Source organism: Streptomyces sp. NPDC042201, from assembly GCF_055582185.1.
Window position 1 is genome coordinate 1 of the sequence record NZ_JBVJDS010000022.1, and the last position, 16,840, is coordinate 16,840.

13 protein-coding genes and 3 pseudogenes are annotated in these 16,840 nt (G+C 67.0%); 14 read left to right on the forward strand and 2 right to left on the reverse strand.

Annotation, left to right across the window (positions count from 1 at the left end; all coding sequences use genetic code 11):
* Positions 1 to 149: 149 nt before the first annotated feature.
* Together ACZ6MZ_RS33535 and ACZ6MZ_RS33540 are read left to right on the forward strand one after the other, a co-directional pair.
* Positions 150 to 344: pseudogene (locus ACZ6MZ_RS33535) on the forward strand (IS701 family transposase); the annotation flags it as partial.
* 144 nt (positions 345 to 488) lie between these two features.
* Complete coding sequence (locus ACZ6MZ_RS33540; RefSeq protein WP_389789742.1) at positions 489 to 1,442, forward strand: TauD/TfdA dioxygenase family protein; 954 nt, start codon at positions 489 to 491, stop codon at positions 1,440 to 1,442.
* Between the two features lie 65 nt (positions 1,443 to 1,507).
* On the opposite strand, the gene ACZ6MZ_RS33545 is transcribed toward ACZ6MZ_RS33540, so the two are convergent.
* A complete protein-coding gene (locus tag ACZ6MZ_RS33545; RefSeq protein ID WP_469356317.1) occupies positions 1,508 to 1,795 on the reverse strand; it encodes a hypothetical protein in 288 nt (95 codons plus the stop codon).
* A 1,312-nt stretch (positions 1,796 to 3,107) separates the two neighbouring features.
* On the opposite strand from ACZ6MZ_RS33545, the gene ACZ6MZ_RS33550 reads away from it, so the two are divergent.
* From ACZ6MZ_RS33550 to ACZ6MZ_RS33565, 4 genes are read left to right on the forward strand one after another with little or no spacing between them, the layout of a single operon-like run.
* The gene (locus ACZ6MZ_RS33550; protein WP_469356319.1) at positions 3,108 to 4,367 is read left to right on the forward strand and encodes a cytochrome P450; all 1,260 of its coding nucleotides are present in this window, start codon (positions 3,108 to 3,110) and stop codon (positions 4,365 to 4,367) included.
* Between the two features lie 37 nt (positions 4,368 to 4,404).
* Positions 4,405 to 5,793 (forward strand): cytochrome P450, encoded by a 1,389-nt coding sequence (locus ACZ6MZ_RS33555; RefSeq protein WP_469356321.1) that lies wholly within the window; start codon positions 4,405 to 4,407, stop codon positions 5,791 to 5,793.
* Complete coding sequence (locus ACZ6MZ_RS33560) at positions 5,790 to 6,848, forward strand: prenyltransferase/squalene oxidase repeat-containing protein (protein WP_469356323.1); 1,059 nt, start codon at positions 5,790 to 5,792, stop codon at positions 6,846 to 6,848. The genes ACZ6MZ_RS33555 and ACZ6MZ_RS33560 overlap by 4 nt, the downstream gene beginning before the upstream one ends.
* The gene (locus ACZ6MZ_RS33565; RefSeq protein ID WP_469356325.1) at positions 6,845 to 7,954 is read left to right on the forward strand and encodes a TIGR03857 family LLM class F420-dependent oxidoreductase; all 1,110 of its coding nucleotides are present in this window, start codon (positions 6,845 to 6,847) and stop codon (positions 7,952 to 7,954) included. The genes ACZ6MZ_RS33560 and ACZ6MZ_RS33565 overlap by 4 nt, the downstream gene beginning before the upstream one ends.
* Positions 7,955 to 8,072: 118 nt before the next feature.
* Here the strand turns inward: ACZ6MZ_RS33565 and ACZ6MZ_RS33570 are convergent.
* Positions 8,073 to 8,644: pseudogene (locus ACZ6MZ_RS33570) on the reverse strand (transposase family protein).
* Positions 8,645 to 8,706: 62 nt separating this feature from the next.
* Here ACZ6MZ_RS33570 and ACZ6MZ_RS33575 point away from each other — a divergent pair.
* The 8 genes and pseudogenes from ACZ6MZ_RS33575 (at position 8,707) to ACZ6MZ_RS33610 (ending at position 16,650) form a co-directional block, all read left to right on the forward strand.
* On the forward strand, positions 8,707 to 9,897 hold the full coding sequence (locus tag ACZ6MZ_RS33575) for a cytochrome P450 (protein ID WP_469356327.1): 1,191 nt from the start codon (positions 8,707 to 8,709) through the stop codon (positions 9,895 to 9,897).
* Positions 9,898 to 10,362: 465 nt separating this feature from the next.
* Positions 10,363 to 11,499: an IS256 family transposase gene (locus tag ACZ6MZ_RS33580; RefSeq protein ID WP_469356329.1), complete on the forward strand. Its 1,137-nt coding sequence runs from the start codon at positions 10,363 to 10,365 to the stop codon at positions 11,497 to 11,499.
* Entirely contained in the window at positions 11,499 to 11,780 is a 282-nt protein-coding gene (locus ACZ6MZ_RS33585) for a DNA-binding protein (RefSeq protein ID WP_469356331.1), read from the forward strand. Before ACZ6MZ_RS33580 ends, ACZ6MZ_RS33585 begins: the two co-directional genes overlap by 1 nt.
* A gap of 31 nt (positions 11,781 to 11,811) precedes the next feature.
* Positions 11,812 to 11,988 (forward strand): annotated as a pseudogene (locus tag ACZ6MZ_RS33590) (integrase core domain-containing protein); the annotation flags it as partial.
* A gap of 410 nt (positions 11,989 to 12,398) precedes the next feature.
* The gene (locus ACZ6MZ_RS33595; protein WP_469356332.1) at positions 12,399 to 14,714 is read left to right on the forward strand and encodes a glycogen debranching protein; all 2,316 of its coding nucleotides are present in this window, start codon (positions 12,399 to 12,401) and stop codon (positions 14,712 to 14,714) included.
* A gap of 699 nt (positions 14,715 to 15,413) precedes the next feature.
* A complete protein-coding gene (locus ACZ6MZ_RS33600; protein WP_469356334.1) occupies positions 15,414 to 15,620 on the forward strand; it encodes a hypothetical protein in 207 nt (68 codons plus the stop codon).
* Positions 15,620 to 16,036, forward strand: coding sequence for a hypothetical protein (locus ACZ6MZ_RS33605; RefSeq protein WP_469356336.1), 417 nt, complete (start codon positions 15,620 to 15,622; stop codon positions 16,034 to 16,036). Before ACZ6MZ_RS33600 ends, ACZ6MZ_RS33605 begins: the two co-directional genes overlap by 1 nt.
* Before the next feature lie 20 nt (positions 16,037 to 16,056).
* Complete coding sequence (locus tag ACZ6MZ_RS33610; RefSeq protein ID WP_469356338.1) at positions 16,057 to 16,650, forward strand: hypothetical protein; 594 nt, start codon at positions 16,057 to 16,059, stop codon at positions 16,648 to 16,650.
* The last annotated feature ends 190 nt before the right edge of the window (positions 16,651 to 16,840 follow it).

Consider the following 16,840-nt stretch of genomic DNA (forward strand, 5'->3'; position numbering starts at 1 on the left):
ACGCCAACCCCGCAACTACCTGGCCTTCCTCGGCCTCGCCGCCACACTCTGCTGCTACAAACGACTCATCCGCCTAACCACATAGGACACGGTCTTAGTACTCCAGCGGGATTTCGTGTCCTGGGCTGGGGCTGTTTGTTGTGTGGGGTGTGGCGGGAACTGTTGAAGTAGACGTGTGGGCTGCCGAGTTGGAGTTGGTGCTGGGCAGGGTGGCGGGTCTGTTCGGCCGGGTGGATCTGCGGTGGCGGATGCGGGACTACGTCCGCGGTCTGCTGGGTCCAGTGGCACGGAAGAACGGCTGGCAGCTTGCCGAATACGCTGGCCATCGCACCCCCGAGGGGTTCTACCAACGCAGAACCAGCCCAGAACGCGAAATCCCGCTGGAGTACTAAGATAATGCAATAAGTAGCGCCTTGACGCGCGTCGGCCGTGCCGTCGCGATGCGATTAATGTTTCGATGATGAATTATTATTCGAGGGGGAGCGCGCATGCCGATCGCCACTATACCGCTGTCACCGTACATCGGCCTGGAAGTTCATGGCCTGGACCTGGAGCGAGATTTCGACGAGGCGACGCGGCAGGCGCTGCTGGACGCCTGGATTCGTGGCGGCATCCTGCTGTTCCGCGGCTGCCGCTCGGCCGAGGCACACCTGCGGCTGAGCCGCTGCTTCGGCAAGCTTGAGTCTTCGGCGACGCCCGACCTCAACGTCGACGACAATCCCTATCTGATGGAGCTGAAATACGATCCCGAAAAGGGCAAGGGGAAGGGCCCCATGATGCGCGTCAACGGCGCCGAGCGCGCCGGCTGGCTGGGCTGGCATTGGGACCAGTCCTTCACGCCGGTGATCGTGCGCGGCGCGGTGCTGCGCATGATCGAGCCGGCGGCGATCGCCGGCGAAACCGGCTTCATCGACGGCATCGCCGCCTGGCAACGCCTGCCGGTGCAGCTGCAGGAGCGCATCGAAAACCTCGAAGTCGTCTACCACTTCACGCCGGAGATGGACAAGAACCCCTATGGCTTTCCGCCGGACCTGGTGAACCTGAAGACCGATCCTGAGAGCATGGCCGAACTCCGCGAGTACGACTTCCCGCCGGTGGTGCACCCGCTGGTCATCATCCACCCGGAGACCGGCCGCAAGGTGCTCAAGCTGTCGCCGATGCACGCCAAGCACGTGCTCGGCATGGACGCGGCGCAAAGCGATGCCCTGCTGCACCAGCTGGCGGACCACCTCGTGGACGAACGCTACGCCTACTTCCACAAGTGGAGGGAGGACGACGTCATCGTCTGGGACAACTGGCGCGTGATCCACAGCGCCGCCGGCGTGCCCCTGGACGTGCGCCGCCGCGCGCAGCGCACCACCCTGCGCGGCGACTACGGCCACGGCCGCTACCTCGATCCTGCGCAGGGCCGCGAGCCGCGCACGGCGACCATCGTCGACTGAGGCGGCGAGCGTATGCCCGGCGGCGGTGCCGATGTCCTACCCGGCTCGGAGCACGCTGGCGCGGGTCAGGCCGGAGCGATGCGGCGCCGGAACGCCACGGCGCGCCGCTCCGGCTGGGCGCGGCGGCCGGCTGCGTCGATCCGCGCGCAGCCCTTGTGCAGGGCCGCGTCCAGCTCGGCCAGCTTGACGATGCGCGACGGCTCGATCACCGGGCCGGCGCGGACCTGTCGCGGCGACAGCCCCCGCCAGCGGTACAGCATCAGCACCTGGCCCCGGCCGCAGGTGTCGATCCAGTTGTGCACGCCCGGTCGCGCTGAAAGGCGTACGGCCGTACCGACCGTGACGGCTCCCATTGTGAGGCGATACGCCATCCAAGCACACAGAACAACGACCCGAGGCGTTTGCCGCGTCTCAGGAATTTTCAATTAGTTGGGGCGATATAGACGGGCTCGGAGAATTTTGAATTGCGCTCCTTTGCGGCAAGGAAGCACCGCAGTTCGCCGCCTACGCTTTGTCGCACACATTCTTCGCCAGCACATTTTCCCATACGTGACCTATGTTTACCGGTGCCTACCTTCGGTAAATAGGAGTGTGCCGCCAACTGCTCCAGCCCCGTGAAGCAAAGTTGCCGGCAAAGCTAGGGTGAGTGCAAGCGCCAGTCAATGTGAGTGTGACCCGCACCTCTCCTGGTTTGCCTGCTGTGCCGCACGGGAAACATCCATTAATCAACGCAAGAAACTCCGGCTCACAAGCACCGCCGAAGGTCTCGCCGGGTCCGGCGCGGTTCAGTAGCTGGAGATCGGAACTTCCGCCTCTTGACGTCGGGGAGCCACCAAGGGAACAATCACGGAAGCAAGCGCCTTGGTTGACCAGGTCCGGCCCTCATACGTCTGATTCTCTCGCGCATGCTTCCGGAATTGCGGAGCTGACGACTTCTGGCCGCGGCGCGTTATGTCGGTGACCAGTTCTGTTGTCCCGCTTTTCCCCTTCTGCGGTGCCCACATCCATGACACGAACGCTCGACGAGCCAGCCTGTATTCAAGTGAAAGGGATGCATCCTGATGAAGCCCGTTGACCGTTGCAGGGTGGCCGTCTGGGAACCCGGGCGCCTGGGTGCCGAGGTGGTTCGGGCTCTGGCCGATTCGGTTGATCTGGTGTCAGAAGCCGTGGATGCGCAGCTCAGTGATCATTTGGGGCTGTGGGTGGGACAGTACCTCGAACCGTCGATACGGGTTACCGCGGAGTTGCGCGGAAGGCCGCTCGATCGAATCGCGCAGTAACCGCAACAGCCCTGCCGCATGCACGGTGGAGCTGGCGTCGACTGGAACGGTATCCGGAAAGTCCGGACACTGCGGCTATCTACACCGCGGCGGCGGGGCCGATCGTCCAGGCCATTGACTTGGTGATGGCGGCTCCTGCGGGAGTCATGAGGACTCCTCGGTCCCCGGCACACTATGACGCACGTTTCCTTCGGCGAGGGGCCTAAGGGCTGCCCCGGTGAGGACGTCGGAGAGCGGCACCCCTTCCCCCTGCAACCCTTGTGCGCGTCGCGTTGGGCGATGCGAGAACGGTAGGAGTGACATGAGCATGACAGCCAACTCACCCTTCGCCGCGTCAACTCCCGGCGGTAGCCGGGACTGGCGGACCGTACTGGCCTCGTCGGACGTGTACGCCGTGCTGTCTGACCCGGTGGTGATGGCGGATCCGCTGCCTCTGGCTGCCTGGCTGCGGGAGAACGCCCCCGTGTACCGGAGAGCGGACGGCGAGTACCTGGTCAGCCGCTACGAGGACGTCTCCCGGCTCTTCCGGGCGCCGATAGAGCAAATCCGGGTAGAGGCGGCCGGCATCCTCCGGTCCGGGGCAATGCAACACCACCCGAGCGTTCGTCGGCTGGCGGACACCATCGGGCTGCGGAATCCGCCCGAGCACACCCGCCTCAACCGGGTCTACATGCGGTACTTCACTGCCGCGCGGGTGTCCGCGCTCCGAGAGCGAACCCGGGTGATCGTGGCGGAAAGCGTCCGAGACCTCATGGAGAGACTGACCGGCGGAGAGCAGGCGGACCTGCGCGAACTGGCGACGGCTCTTCCCACGCACATGATGAGTCTGCTGCTGGACCTGTCGCCGGAGGATGTCTCCTGGCTGAGCACGTGCGTGTGGCATATAGAGCAGCCATTCGATCCGACGCTCACCGACGTCCGGCTGGCCGACGCGGATCGCAGCAGTGAGGAACTGGACGCCTTCGTGGTGGACCTGGTGGCCCGTCGGCGCGGCGGCGGAGGCAGCGATCTGATCACGGTACTGGCCGACATGAGAGATGACGAGGGCGGCCTTTCGCAGAACGACATCATCGCCATGGTGTTCACCATCCTCGCGGGCGGTGGGCCCACCATGGCCTTTGTCATCGCCTTGGCGCTGTGGCGCACGCTGGTCCGTCGTGAGCACATCGACCGCCTCGACGGATCCCCCGGCGGGGCTGCGGCGTACGTCGAGGAGCTGCTGCGGTTCGAGTCGCCGGCGATGTACAGCCCGATCCCGCGAGTCGCCGTACGCGACATCGAACTGGGGGGTGAGGTTCTCCCTGCGGGCTCGCGGATTTTTGGGCTGATCACCGGCGCCAACCACGACCCCCGGGCGTTCCAGGATCCTGGAGTGTTCGATCCGTCGCGCTTCGATTCCTCATCACGGCGGCGTGGCGCTGCCCCCGTGCTGGCCTACGGCACGGGGATCCACCGCTGCGTCGGGGCGCATCTGGCCTCGATGGAGCTCGAGGTGGTCCTCGATGAGATCTACCCGCTCCTGCCGGACCTGCGCTTGGAGGGGCCGGTGACATGGGGACGCACCTCGTACGGTCGTAATGTCACCGCGCTCCCTGTCCGGCTGGGCACCCCGGCTCCGGCCGGGTCGGAGCACCGGCGGCCATGAGGCAGATCCGGATCCCTGGCTGGATGGAGAGAAGTTCATGTCGATGACAGCCCAGCACCGCGTACCGAAAGCCATGCGCTCGCGTGTTCCGCTGATCGGCAGCGCCGTTCGCATCCGCCGCGATCCGCTGGGGTTTGTGCAGCGGATCCGCAGTTATGGGGATGTGGCCACCTTCAAGCTGGGCCCGCGCACGGTGTATGTGGTCAACCACCCCGATCTGATCCGCCAGATGCTGGTGACTGATGCCGACAAGTTCCACAAAGGGGTGATGTTCCAAAAGGCGCAGGTTCTGGCCCGCAACGGTCTGTTCACTTCGGAGGGGGACTTCCATGCCCGGCAGCGCCGACTCATCCAGCCGGCAGTCCGCGCCTCCGAGATCGCCGGCTACACCCGGACCATGGTGGACCAGGTCGAGGGGCTGGTGACCGCATGGGCGGACGGGGAAGTGGTCCGGATGGACGAGGTCACCTTCCCACTGGCGCTCGGCATCGTCGGCCGGGTCTTGTTCTCCACGGACCTTGACCCGGAGACCACGGCCGAGGTCCAGGAGACCCTGCCCGTGTTGCTCCGGGGTCTTGGCCAGCGTGCCCTGGCGCCGTTCGACCTGCTGGACCGGTTGCCGACTTCGACCAACCGGGCCTTCGAGCGTGCGCTGCCGCGGTTCCAAGCCGTGATCTACCGGATGATCCGTCAGCACCGGATCGATCTCGGGCAGCGCCCAGACCTGCTGACATCGCTGTTGCAGGCCGTGGACGCGGACACCGGTGTGGCGATGACGGACGAGCAGGTCTACGACGAGGTCACCAGCATGATCATCGCCGGCAGCGAGACGACGGCGGCTGCGATGTGCTGGGCCGCTTACCTGCTCGCCACCCACCCGGCTGCGCAACGCGCCGTGCAGGACGAGGTCGACGACGTCCTGCGGGGCCGTCCAGTGCAGTATGAGGACCTGGGCCGACTCGAGTACACCCATCGCGTCGTCAAGGAGACCCTGCGCCTTTACCCGACCACCTGGATGCTGATGCGCCGTCCCCTCGTCGACGTCGACCTAGGCGGCTACCGGCTCCCGGCCGATGCGATGGTGCTGTTCTCCATCTTCGCCCTGCACCGCGACCCTGCCCTCTTCCCGGATCCGGAGCGCTTCGACCCGGACCGCTGGCTGCCGGCCCGTGCCGAGACGATCCCGAGCCACGCCTACATGCCCTTCGGCGCCGGCCCGCGAGGGTGTATCGGGGGCCCCTTCTCCCACACCGAGGCGTCCGTGTTCCTCGCCACCCTGGCCCAACAGCACACCCTGGCCCCGGTGTCCGACGAACCGCCCCGGATCGTTACCACACTCATCCCGATGCCCGGGCCCATTCCACTGGCCCTGCGTTCCCGCAAGAAACCGCAGGCGTCGACCTCACCGGAGGCCGTGACCCGATGACACCCTCAACCATTGACGCCACCGTTGAACGGGCACTGGAGTACCTGATAGGACAGCACGAACTGTCCTACCCGGACGCGACACACGTCATGGGCTCCTACTCCACCGCGCAGTTCACCAAGCTCCACCAGCAGCACCAGCCCCTGCCACAGGCGGGGAAGTTCGCCGAGTTCCGCTGCGTGGGCGCCGTCTACCACGTGGCCACCATCACCGAGGCACTCCTGGACGCCGCAGAGGCCGGTTACAAGGAATGCCGGCGATTCGCCGACGAAAACACCGCCTGGCTGCTCTCCCAACGCGACGGCGTCTCCTGGCGGTACTTCCCCGGCTTCGAGCCCCTACCGCACGACGCCGACACCCTGGCCCAAGTCCTGCGCATCCTCATCCGCACCGGCCATGCCGACAACGCCGTCGTGCGAGCCGCCACAGCTCTCGCCGCGCGCAACGCATGGGACGACGGCGTCGTCAACACCTGGCTGCTCGACGCACCTGGCGAACGCGATGCGGCCAACCGGGTCTGGGGCCGAGGCCGGAACGACACCGGCCGCGACCCCGAGGTGGTAGCGAACCTCGCACACGCCACCCACCTGTACGAGCAGCACATCGGGCCCCTACCGCTGAGCCCGCTCGTCGGCCCGGCAACCCGCTGGCTGATCGACCAGCAACAGCCCATGGGCTTCTGGCGGGCATCCTGGTATGTGGGAACCAGCTACAGCACCTACGTCGCCGTACGCCACCTCGCCGCCCTGGACGGACATCAAGAAGAGATCGCCCGAGCCGCACGCTTCCTCGCACAGGCACCCGCGCCCGATCCCCTCAACCGGGCCCTCGCCATGCTGGCCCTGACCGCGGCCGGCACCGCCGTGTCCTCTGACGACTGCCAGCTGCTGATCGGCAGCCAGTTCCCTGACGGCTCATGGGAGGCCGTGCCCTGGCTCGACAACCACGCCAGAGTGTGGGGGAGCCGCGCGGTCACCACCGCGCTCTGCCTCAAGGCGCTGCTCGCCGTGCGGCGTGACACCGTAAGCGCGAACCACAACGGCAGGATGCCGTGAGCGACACCCCTTTCACCCCCACTACCTTGCCGCTGGGGGCATACATCCTGTCCGGCCGCGTGCCTGACGCGCGTGCGGGCATCGCCCAGGCGCAGGCCGGAGAGGCACTCGGCCTCAGCAACCTGTGGATCTCCGAGAAGTTCGGCACGAAGGATCTCGGCGCCCTCGCAGGCGCACTGGCCGCATGCACCACAAGACCCGGCATCGCCGCAGGAGTCGTCCCTTTTCAGACCCGGCACCCCCTACAGCTGGCCTCACTCGCGGCCACCGTGCAGTCGCTGACCGCAGGCCGCTTCCTGCTCGGGCTCGGGCGTGGCGGCAGCTGGCTGTCCGGACTCGGTGTGCCGCCCACCGCCACGGCACGGGTGGTCGTCGACACGGTAACCATGCTGCGCCGCCTGTGGAACGGCGAAGAGGTGACCTATCACGGCCCCGCAGGCGACTTCCCGAGGCTTCAGCTCCGGGAGCTGCCGACCACACCTCCGCCCCGTGTCGTCCTGGCCGGGATCGGTGAGCAGTCCCTGCGACTCGCCGGAGAGCACTTCGACGGTGTGCTCCTGCCGGCGTTCACCACACCGCAGGCAGTCGCACGGATCGCCGCCCGTGTCCGCCAGACCGCGACAGCCTGCGGCCGCAGCCCGAACGCCGTGCGCATCTACGCCACCGTCCTCACTGCGGCCGACCCGACACCTGAGGCCAGAGACATCATCGCGGGTCGCGCGGCAACCTACCTCCAGGCTCCCATCGGCGGAGAACGGCTGGTCCGGACCAACGGCTGGGACCTGGACGCGCTTCGACGACTGCGCGGACACCCCCACATCGCCCGGCTCGGCGACACGTACGCCGATGCCGTCCTCGACCCCCTCGACCTCGCCGAGGCCGCCCACCTGATACCCGCAAACTGGCTCAGCGAGTCCACCGCGACCGGGAGCCCCCGTACCTGCGCCGCCCGGCTTCAGGACTACCTCGACGCCGGCGCCGACGAGCTGGTCCTGCACGGCACCACACCCGACCGGCTCGCTCCCGTCATCCACGCCTTCACTGCACTCCGCCCACCATCGCGGCCACAACCCGCCGCGGCAGACACACAGGATCGCCTGGCATGAGCCGTACCGCCCTCGACCAGCTTCCTATCAGCCGTGTGAACAACCCTCCGGATCAATGCACCTAAGCGTTGTCCCGTAAATGATCTACGACGTGTTCGTTGACCTGCCTGCTTCTTCGTCAGCCGGCGAGGGTGAGGTTGTGCAGGCGGGCGATGCCGAGCATGGCGTGGTGGACGCCGTCGCCCTTGAGTCGGCACAGTCGTTGCGGTTACCCGACAACGGCCGGCCAACCGCTGCGACCAGCCGGGTATCGGCGTCGATGACGACCTGGTGGTTGGTCGAGTACCGATAGTTCTTCGACTGCTCGGCGACCGTGTGGTCGCGAGTCGGTACGAGAGTGCCGTCAACGATGAGCACGGCGTCACGCCGGAACCGTTCACGTGGCTGCAGTGCCGGCGACGGACCGAGGTGATCGACGATCCGGTCGGCCGCGGACCTGGACACCCCGAACAGCGGCGCCAGTTGGCGCAGGGCCAGGTCGGTCCGCCAGTACGCGGGGACCAGCAGGACTCGGTCCTCCAGAGGCAGGCTCCACGGTCGGCCCTTGCGGACCGGATCGGCGCCTTCGCGCCTCAACGCTGTGATCAGCTTGCCGAACTGACGCGAACTCAGCCCGGTGAACGGGGCTGTCCAAGACGGCTCCGACGCCGTGATCACACCAGACTCTGAACGGGGGAGGCTGACTCCCACCTGCGCTGACAGGCACACGGTCTCTCCCGTGACCCCAACCCCATCCCCCTTGGAGGAGACACATGACCAGCGATGTGCCGCACTTCCCGATGACCCGGGCGGCCGGCTGCCCATTCGACCCGCCCCCGGCCGCGATCGTCCAGCAGAAGAAGGCCCCCCTCACCAAGGTTCGGCTGTGGGACGACAGCACCCCCTGGCTGGTGACCCGGCTCGCCGAACAGCGTGCCCTCCTCGACGACCCCCGGATCAGCGCCGACATCAGCAGGCCCGGCTTCCCGCACCTGGTACCGCTTCCTCCCGGTGGCGGGCCCGTGAGTTTCGTAGTGATGGACGGCCCCGAGCACGCCCGTCTGCGCCGCATGGTGACGGCGCCCTTCGCCGCCAAACGAGTGGAAGCGCTGCGACCGGCCGTCCAGCGGATCGTTGACTTGGCTATCGACGCAATGCTGGCTGGACCGAAACCGGTCGACCTGGTCGATGCCTTCGCCCTGCCCGTGCCCTCGCTGGTGATCTCCGAACTGCTCGGAGTTCCCTACAGCGACCACGGCTTCTTCCAGAACAACGCCAAGATCATCGCCACGCTGGACGTCGAGGCCCAGGGGCGTGCCCGGCGCGAGCTGATCGGCTATCTGGACGACCTCATGGGCCAGAAGATCGTCGCCCCAGCCGACGATCTGCTGTCCGACCTGGCCGAACGGGTGAAGGCCGGGGAACTGACCCGTAGTGAAGCGGCGCAGATGGGAGTGATGCTGCTGATCGCGGGCCACGCGACCGCCGAGAACATGATCGCGCTCGGTACGCTCGCCCTGCTCGAACACCCCGCCCAACTGGAACTCCTGCGCGACTCCGACGATCCCAAGCTGCTCGCATCGGCTGTCGAAGAGCTGGTGCGTTACCTCAGTGTCATCCACACCCGCAACCGGATCGCGCTCGAAGACATCGACATCGCCGGGGAACGCATTCGCGCCGGCGACGGGCTGATCTTCGTCTTCGACACCGGCAGCCGCGACCCCGACGCCTTCCCGGAACCCGACCGCCTCGACATCGAGCGCGACTCCCGGCACCACATGGCCTTCGGCTTCGGCGCCCATCGATGCCTGGGCAAGTCGCTGGCCCGGCTGGAACTCCAGGTCGCGTTCAGCACCCTCTTCCGGCGCATCCCGACCCTGCGGCTCGCGGCCGACATCGAGCGGATCCCGTTTCGGCATGACAACCAGGTCTACGGGGTTTACGAACTGCCCATCACCTGGTAACCCGCCCCCAGGGCCCCGGAGTGTTCCGTGATTGTCCGTTTTGATCAGGGGATGCGGTGGAGGGTGAGGGCGGCTGCGGGGGTGGTGTGGGCGCGTCGGGCGCTGGCGGTCTTGGGCCCAGCTGATGAGGCGGAACGTGCCGCGGATGATGTCGCGGAGGGCGGCCATGACGGCGGGGGTGCTCAGCGAAGACGTTCCTTCGGTTGCTACGGAGCGGACGGTTGACCCTGCTCTGGTGGCGGGGCTTCTCGATATCGCCTGTCACTATCGGCGCGCGTACCATGCCGTGCCCGCGTCTCGCCTGCTGTCGGCGGCGGTCGCTCACCTGGAGGAGCAATGCTCAAGACCTGTGGATCGGCCTCGGGAGGGGTGCCTCGCGGAACGCGGAGGGCGTACCTTCCCGAGTGATCGATTGATGGTCACCGAGTAGACCCGCGTTGCACCGCGGGTCGGCAAGGCACGCCCGTGCTCAGCGTAGTCAACGACGAGGGAACCACCGAGACCGGATCCCTGATGGACGACATTGTCCGTGAGGGTGCCCGGCGGATGCTCGCCGCGGCCCTGGAGGCCGAAGTCAACCAGTACATAGCCGAGTTGGCCGGTGAGCGGGACGAGGCCGGTCGCAGTCTGGTGGTCCGCAACGGTTATCATCCCGAACGGAAGGTGACCACCGCTGCCGGGTCGGTCGCGGTGAAGGTGCCTCGCGTGAATGACAAGCGTGTCGACGTGGAGACGGGTGAGCGCAAGCGGTTCTCGTCGAAGATCCTTGCGCCGTGGTGCCGGAAGTCTCCGAAGGTCAGCGAGGTCCTGCCCCTGCTCTACCTTCACGGACTGTCCTCCGGGGATTTCGTGCCCGCGATGGAGCAGTTCCTGGGCTCCTCGACCGGCCTCTCGCCGGCGACGGTGACCCGGCTGACGAAGCAGTGGGTCGAGGACCACACCGCCTTCCAGGCCCGCGACCTGTCGGATTCCGACTACGTCTACGTGTGGGCCGACGGCGTTCACCCCAAGGTCCGCCTCGGCCGGGCCCACTCCTGCGTCCTGGTCCTGATGGGCGTGCGCCCCAACGGCCGCAAGGAACTCGTCGCGCTGGCCGAGGGGCTGCGTGAATCGACCGAGTCGTGGGCGGATCTGCTGCGCGACTGCCGCCGACGCGGCATGCGCGATCCCGAACTCGTCGTCGGGGATGGTGCTATGGGCCCATGGCGGGCGCTGGCGGAGGTATTTCCGCAGGCCAGGCACCAGAGGTGCTGGGTTCGCAAGGTCCGCAATGTCGTGAACGCGCTGCCGAAGTCGGCCAAGAAGGTCACCGACGAGACCGACGAGCTCCTCGCGTTCTACGACTTCCCCGCCGAGCATTGGGTGCACCTGCACACGACAAACCCCATCGAGAGCACTTTCGGCACCGTGAAGCTGCGGACCAAGGTCACCCGCGGGGCCGGCAGCCCGGTCGCGGCCCTGGCGATGGTGTTCAAGCTCGTCGAGTCCGCCCAGGCCCGCTGGCGCGCGATCACCGCACCTCACCTCGTTGCCCTCGTCCGCAACGGCGCCCGCTTCAAGAACGGTCACCTCGTCGAACGCTCCGAAGCGGGGGCCGCCTGATGACACCGCCAGACGAGCGCCGCTACCCCAAGCTCCTGCGGGTTCCCCAGGTGACAGACGATGTCTGGCTGTCCCAGCCCGAGGCCGCCCGCCAACTGGGCATCGCTCTCTTTCGCATCGGCGCACTCATCGCCCGCGGCCACCTGACGCCCGCGGAGAACTCGGCCGGAAGGGCAGGCGTCACTATCACCAGCGTGCAGGCAGAGAAGACCTGGCGCGACAGCGCCACATACCGCGCAAAAGCCCTTCGCCTTCTCAAGGACACGATCGGCTTCTTCTAACCAACCAGTCCACAGGTCTTGACGATTGCTCACCATGAAACGCGAGATCCTCCAGGGCGCCAAGCGATGGCCCGGAGCCCGGGCCGCCCGGCTTGCGGTCTTCCGCTGGGCGACCCGCTACAACACCCGAAGAAGGCACTCCTGCCTTGGCCAGATCAGTCCGATCACCTACGAACGGCGATCAACTACGTTGACCACCGCCGCATAACAACCGGTGTCCACGATCAAGGGTGAAGGCCCCTGGCCGGACTTCCCCGATACCCACAACAGACGGCGCTCGCCGAGCACTCGCCTGTGGAGAGACGCCGTCCGCTTTCCGAACGTGATCGTTTGGTTCGGGCTGGGTGGGCATGAACTCCGGCTGGCGGCGGGAGAGATGGGGGTGGTCCGTCAGCCCCGTCTCACTTGTGGAGGTGGCTGGTGCCGTCGGTTGTTGCTCTGCTGGAGGCCAGTCTTTACGCGGACCGGTCGGCCCGCTATCTTGCAGCAAGTTACAGCAAGGATTTGCTTGCAGGTTGCAGTGCGGCCGGAGCGCTTGCGGCCCCTCCCGGCCGTGAAGGAGCCGCCGTGCGTCCCCTCATCTGTGTCCGTGCCCGAATACGAGGAAAGCTCCGACGTGTGGTGCTCGCCACTGTGGTCGTGTGCGCGGCCCTGGCCGGTCCCGGTGTCCCCGCTGCGGCCGAGACGTCGGCTCCCGTGGTCTCCGGTGCGCGGAACCTGGGAGCGGCCTACGACTCCACCGGGGCGGAGATCGGCTTCCGTATCTACTCGTCACGGGCAACCCGGATCGACGTCTACTTGTACGCGTCCGCCTCCGGTAGCCAGGAGCGGGTCAGTTATCCGCTGACCAAGGACCCCACCAGCGGCGTCTGGTCGGTCGCCGTGTCCGTCGCGACGCTGCGCGACCAGTACGGCATCACCGGGGCGGTTTACTACGGCTACCGGGCCTGGGGCCCCAACTGGCCGTACACATCAGCCTGGACGAAGGGGTCGTCCGCCGGATTCGTCTCCGATGTCGACTCCGCCGGCAACCGGTTCAACCCCAACAAGCTTCTGACAGACCCCTACACGCGGGAACTCAGCCATGACCCTCGCACCCCCGCGGTGAACAGCGAGACCATCTACGCCTCCGGCCCGCAGTACCGCACCCTGGACAGCGGACCGCAGGCTCCCAAGGGCATCGTGCTGCCCAACGACACCACAGGCACCGGCAGTAAGCCCAGCCGCGCCCTGAAGGACGACATCGTCTACGAAGTCAATGTCCGCGGCCTCACCAAGAACGATGCTTCCGTCCCCTCAGCCGACCGCGGCACCTACAAGGGGGCGGGCCTGAAGGCGGCAAACCTGGCCGCCCTGGGCGTTACGGCGGTGGAGTTCCTGCCTGTGCAGGAGACCCAGAACGACGCCAACGACGTCGACCCGAACAGCACCGCCGGGGATAACTACTGGGGCTATTCGACGCTGAACTACTTCGCACCGGACCGTCGTTACGCATCCGACCGGAGCCCTGGAGGTCCCACGCGCGAGTTCAAGGCGATGGTCAAGGCGTACCACGACGTCGGCATCAAGGTCCTCGTAGATGTTGTCTACAACCACACCGCCGAGGGCGGGCCCTGGAACGCCGCCGACAAGAACACCTACAGCCTGCTGTCCCTCCGGGGTCTGGACAACCCGACGTACTACTCGCTCACATCCGACTGGCAGAACCCGTGGGACAACACGGGCGTCGGCGGCAACTACAACACCTACAATCCCGTCGCCCAGGACCTCATCATGGACTCCCTGGCGCATTGGAAGGACGCCCTCGGCGTCGACGGCTTCCGCTTCGATCTGGCGTCGGTGCTGGGCAACACCTGTCACCACGGCTGCTTCCAATACAGCAAAACCGATCCGAACACAGCGTTGAACCGGATCACTGCGACCATGCCCGCGCGCCCTACTCAGGGCGGCACCGGTACAGACTGGATCGCCGAGCCCTGGGCGATCGGCGCCGGCACCTACCAGGTGGGCAACTTCCCCGCCGGATGGTCCGAATGGAACGGGATATTCCGGGACACCCTGCGCCGCGATCAGAACGCCATGGGCTTCCAGAACGTCACGCCGGCCGAACTCGCCACCCGGTTCGCCGGGTCGTCCGACCTCTATCAGGACGACGGGCGGGCGCCCTGGAACTCCATCAACTTCATGGTCGCCCACGACGGCTTCACTCTTGCCGATCTGTACGCGTGCAACGGCAAGAACAACGGGCAGGCGTGGCCGTACGGTCCCTCCGACGGCGGCTCGGACGACAACATCTCCTGGGACCAGAACGCAAGCGCAGCCGACCAGCGAAAGGCCGCCCGCAACGGCATGGCCTTCCTGATGCTGTCCGCCGGCACGCCCATGATGACCGGCGGCGACGAGTACCTGCGCTCCCTACGGTGCAACAACAACCCCTACAACCTGGACTCGTCGGCCAACTGGCTCAGCACCACGTACACCGGCGACCAGAGCACCTTCCGCACCTTTGCCCAGCGCCTGATCGCCTTCCGCAAGACACACCCTTCGCTGCGCCCGGCCGGTTTCTACAGCGGCTCGGACACCAACGTCAACGGCATGCCCCAGATGAGCTGGTACACCCCTGGCGGCTCCGCCCCCGATGCGGCGTACTGGGATAATCCCTCGAACCACGCGCTCGCGTGGCGCATCGACGGAACCGAATTGGGCGACTCGAGCAGCGCCCTATATGTCGGTTACAACGGCTGGTCCGGTGACGTCGACTTCACCCTCCCGTCCCCAGGGTCGGGCAAGCAGTGGTACCGCGTGACGGACACCTCCGCCTGGGCCGAGGGCCCCGGCCAGGTTGCTTCTCCCGGTGCTGAGGCCGTCATCGGGGGCGCCGGCACCAGCTACCGGCTCGGCGGCCGCGCACTGCTCGTCCTGATCGCGAAATAGCAAGGTTCTTCGCAGGTCAGACGGATTTCCAGTGATCTCCCTGCGGCGCGGGTACGGTGTTCTGAGGGCATGGATTCCTCGGATGACATGGCTGTATGCGAAGCCGGGCCGGTGTGGTCGTACACCTCCGCCCTCGATGAGCTCTTCCTGCCGTACGCGTGCCCGACGAGGCTGTCTACCGGCTGAGCGGTGATCCGGACTGGCTGCGTATCTGGACGACAGCCTTGAAGGCGGGCAAGGCCAAGGTCATCGTGACCGTACGCGATCTGGCCCGCGCGCCGAGGTCGTTGTCCGTGCCAGTACGCCGGTTCTCGAGGACAGGGGGCCAGAAGCACCGTCCAGGGCCGGAGTTCCTCGTCTCCCGGGCGGCAGCACGGTTTCGAGAGCCTGGCCGAGCGGCGCCTGCTGCTGGCCTTGGACTTCGCTGGCGGGGTCCAGGAGGTGCTGTCGCAGCCGTTCCGCCTGCGGTTCGCCCTACTCGACGGCGCGGACTCGCATCCCCGACTTCCTTACGCTGCTGCTGGGGGCGGCCTGGCTACGGGACGCGCGCCTGGCCGGTCGGATCGGGGAGGAGGATGAGGTGCGCTTCGCCGCGGCGCCATGGGCGGCGGCCGAGGTCGGCCGGCGTACGCCGTGGTGACGGGCTGGCACCGGCAGGTGACGACCGCTGTGGAAACCTTGTCGGCCCGGCGGCGGCCGATGGCAGACCAGCTGGGCCTCCAGCACGAGCTGCTGGAGGCGCTGGGTCGGCAGCCGCGGCAGTTCGGGGATCTGGTCGAGCAGACGGAGGTGCCGGCGGTTGCCCGCGCTCATGCAGTTCACCTGCTCTGGCACCGGCCCCTGGCCGTGGACCTGCGGCAGCCGTTCGGGGACACCGCATGGATCTATCCGGTGGGAAGGCCGTGATGGACGTCAAGCAGCAGGCCACCCGATTCGAGGATCTGGACGAGGAGAACCAGCAGCGGGCCCGGCTCAGGTTGGCCCACCTGTTGGAGACCGAGACCGGCTACCGCAACGGCAGCCCGTTTTGGGCCGAGCCGCGTCCGCAGGTCGACCCGCGGCGCACGACGCTGACCGAACGCCGGGAGGCGAAGGTGGCCGAGCTGGCGGCCCTGCCGGCCCAGGACGCGAAGTTCCTGGGGGTCGGTCAGGTCGGCGAACGCACGCTGAGGCAGATGGCCGCGGCCTGGGCGGAAGAGGGAATGGTGGGTCTGGCCGACAGCCGCCGGACGCGGGCCCTGAGCGGTCACCGGTCGATCCGGCCGGAGTTCGCCGAGGCGATTCGGGCGGTGCATGCCGAGTCGCTGCACCTTCGAGGCTGAGCATGACGACCAAGGAGAGGATGATCCATCTTTACGTGCGGGAGAAGTTCGGGTCCGAGCTTGAGGAGAAGCTGCCGCACCGCACCACCTTGGCGAGGGTGCGGAACGAGTGGTTCGGCCCTGGTGGCGCCCGGCAGCGCTACGTGCGCTCGGCTGCGGCAGTCGAGTCGGGCGCCTCGCCGGTGGTCATCTCCCGGCCCGGGCAGGTGGTGGTCCTGGACACCGAGCCGCTGCCCGTGAAGGTGCTCGACGACGTCTTGAGCGAGCCGATCACCGTGGATCTGACCCTGGCTCTGGACGCGATCACGCACGCGCTGGTCGCCTTCCGTCTGACGCCGGGGTCGGATTCCTCAGTGGAGGTGGCGATGCTGCTGCGGGACGTCATGCTGCCCTTGCCGATGCGGCGGGCTGGGGCCCGGAAGAAGCAGCTGGCACCGGCCCCCACCAGAAGCAGGCCCAACAACAGGAGGCACCGGAAGGCCAACGGCAGTCCGACCAGCCGCTCGAAGGGCAACTGGGTGAGCGTGACGAGGATGGCTGTCAGGGCGAGCGTGATGTACGGCATCACATGCCGTGCATCCTCGCCTGCGACCTCAACCATCGACTCGATGTAGCCGATTCTCCGCTCCTCCGGGCCTTCAAGATCGGATAAGTCGTCCGGGAAATCAACCATCAGCGAGGGCCCCTCCGTCACTGGGTCGTGGAGCACGGCGGTGCCGTCATTTGGCATCGACATCCGTGCCCCGGATGATCACCAACTGCCTCCGGAACCAGTCGACAAACGCTGTTCCTAGAGACCAACGA